Raw genomic sequence first — 2616 nt, 5'->3', positions numbered from 1 at the left:
GGCGGTGCGCATCCAGCGCCAGGTGCTGGGTCATCACCGCCAGGTAGGCTGTCGTGTCATCGCGCTGGTCGCCAGCGGCCTCGGCCTGGCCACTGGCCTGCGCATGTTCGGCCAGTTTGAGCCAGGCCTCATGCACCAGCTCGCCCGCCTCGTCACGGCTGCCGGTGCTGCGCGTCGCCACCCGCACCAGATCGGCATAGGCCCGGTCAAAGCCGGTCAATAGCGCGCGGGTGAAGGAGGCAGACAATTCCATGGGGCTGGATCATAAGCCATGTAAAGAGAATCATTCTCAATAGCCATACTGATTTTCTGTCCTCTGCCCCAGGGAACGCGCTTTTCTCCCTGCGAGGGCTTAGAAGTAGTACTTGAAGCTCAGCGTCGCCTCGCGGTCCACACCGCGGAAGATGCCCGCGTAGTAGGTCTTGTTGAAGAGGTTGTTGACGTTGAGCGCCACGCGGTACTGGGGTGTTTCATAGGCCAACGCCAGATCGGCCACGGTCACCGCGTCGTTGTAGTTCAGGCTGCCATTGGAGGCCAGGTTATAGGGCGAGCGGCCCTTGTAGCGCAGGCCCGCCCCCACCATCACGCCCGGCAGGCTGCGCGGGCGGTAGTCCAGCCAGAGGCTGGCCATGTGGCGGGAGGTCTGCAAGGTTTGCCGGCCGATCTCAGCTGGGCGGTTGCTCTGCGTGGTGCGCGGGTCCAGGTAGGTGTAGCCGAACATGCCCTGCACCTCAGGCGTGAGGGCCATCTGCGCATCCAGCTCAAAGCCGGTCGAGCGCACCTCGCCGGTCTGCACGCTAAAGCGCGGGTGGTCCGGGTCCTGGGTGGTCACATTGGTCTGGCGCAGATCAAACACCGAGGCGGTGATCACGCTCTTGCTGCCGGGCGGCTGGTACTTGATGCCGACCTCGTACTGCTTGCCCTTGCGCGGCGCAAAGGCACTGCCATCAAAGGCCAGGCCGGTGGTCGGGTCAAACGATGTCGCGTAGCTGGCATACGGCGCCAGCCCATAGGCCATCTGGTAGAGCACACCAACGCTGCCGCTGGTGGCGCTGTCGCGCATGCGGGGCTGCGTGCTGCTGTTTTGCGTGGTGCGGGCCGCATCATGGCGCAGGCTGAGGTTGGCAATCCAGGGCCCGCGCTTGAACTGGTTGAGCGTGTAGATCCCGGTCTGGCGCAGGTCGCTGTTGCTCTCTTCGAGCTCAGGCACCGCAATCGACTGGCCATAGACGGGCGCGCTCAGGCTGAGGTTGGGCACATCCCAGCCAAAGCCCAGACCGCCGCGTTCCTTGTACTGGGTGATATCCACGCCCCAGGCCATGCGGTGCTCCACATCGCCCCAGCGCAGGTCCTTCTGCGCCCGGGTGTCCATCGCCAGGGTCTTGCCTTTGGTGCGCTGTGCCAGGCTGGCGCGGGTGATGCTGTCGCCATCGGCCAGCACATCCATCGCATAGATGTGGCGGTAGTCGATGTCGATCGTGGAGTAGCGCAGGTTTTGCGTGAAGGTCCAGCCATTGTCGGTCTGGTGCGAGAACGCATAGCCCAGCGAGCGGGTGTCGCGGTCAAAGCGGTCAAAGGCCGGGTCGCCTGCCGTCAGCTTGGGGGATACCTGCTTGATCTGTGGGTAGGCAAACAGGCTGGGCCACCAGGGCTTGGGCGTGCTGCGCTCACGCGAGTAGTTGGCCAGCACCGTCAGCTGGGTCTGGCTGGAGATATTCCATAGCAAGGATGGCGCAATGGCCAGGCGGTCGTCACGCGATCCGATAGCGCGGCCATCGCTGTCGCGGCCCTTGAGGTTCAAGCGGTAGAGCAGCTTGCCATCGGTATCGAGCGCGCCGCCCAGGTCGGCGCTGAGCTGGGCGCGGTGGTAGCGCCCGTACGAGGCACCCACGCTGTTGACATGGTCCGCCTCCGGCCGTTTGGACAGCACATGGATGACGCCGCCAGGCCGGCCCTGGCCAAACAGCATGGAGGCAGGGCCCTTGATGACTTCCAGGCTCTCGATCTCATCGATCTCATCGTTCCAGGAGCCATAGGTGCCGGCGGCAAACTGCCGCAGCCCATCCTTGTAGTAAGAGCTGCCATCGCTGAAGCCCCGGATGATGGCGCCCGTCATGCGCACATCGGCGCCCGTCACCTCGGTGGCCACGCCAGGTGTATAGGACAGTGCCTGCTCAATGCTCTTGGGCGCCTGGGCCTGCAGCTGCGCCTGGCTCACGACCGAGATGCTGCGCGGCGTCTCCATCAGGCTGGTGCCCAGCTTGGTGGCAGACACGGGGCCGGGGCTGGCATAGCCCTGCTGCGCCTGGCCGCGCTGCGAGGTGACGGTGACCGCTGGCAAGGTGGTGTCGCCCGCCTGGCCGGCGCTGGCCGGTGCCACTGCCGGGCGCGGCGCGGCTTGCAAAATATAAGCCCCGCCAGCCGTGCGCTGCAGGGCCAGGCCGGTGCGAGCCAGCAGGCGCTGCAGCGCTTCATCCGGCGCATAGCTGCCCTGCAGGCCCGCGCTGCGCAAGCCCTGGACCTGCGCTTGCGTGAAGGACAGCAGCAGGCCCGATTCGCGCCCAAAGCGGTTGAGCGCATCTTCAAGTGCGCCAGCCGGGATCTGGTAGCTGCGGC

Annotated in this window: 1 protein-coding gene and 1 pseudogene; both read right to left on the bottom strand. The window is 65.6% G+C overall.

Annotated elements, in window-relative coordinates:
• A pseudogene (locus H928_RS33685) lies at nt 1-253 on the bottom strand (iron dicitrate transport regulator FecR); the annotation flags it as partial.
• Between the two features lie 99 nt (nt 254-352).
• On the bottom strand, nt 353-2616 hold a 2264-nt coding region (locus H928_RS28925), incomplete at its 5' end, for a TonB-dependent siderophore receptor (protein WP_021028123.1).

Source organism: Comamonas sp. B-9 (assembly GCF_000410635.1).
GTDB lineage: Bacteria > Pseudomonadota > Gammaproteobacteria > Burkholderiales > Burkholderiaceae_C > Comamonas.
This window is presented reverse-complemented; position numbering and strand designations above follow the sequence as displayed.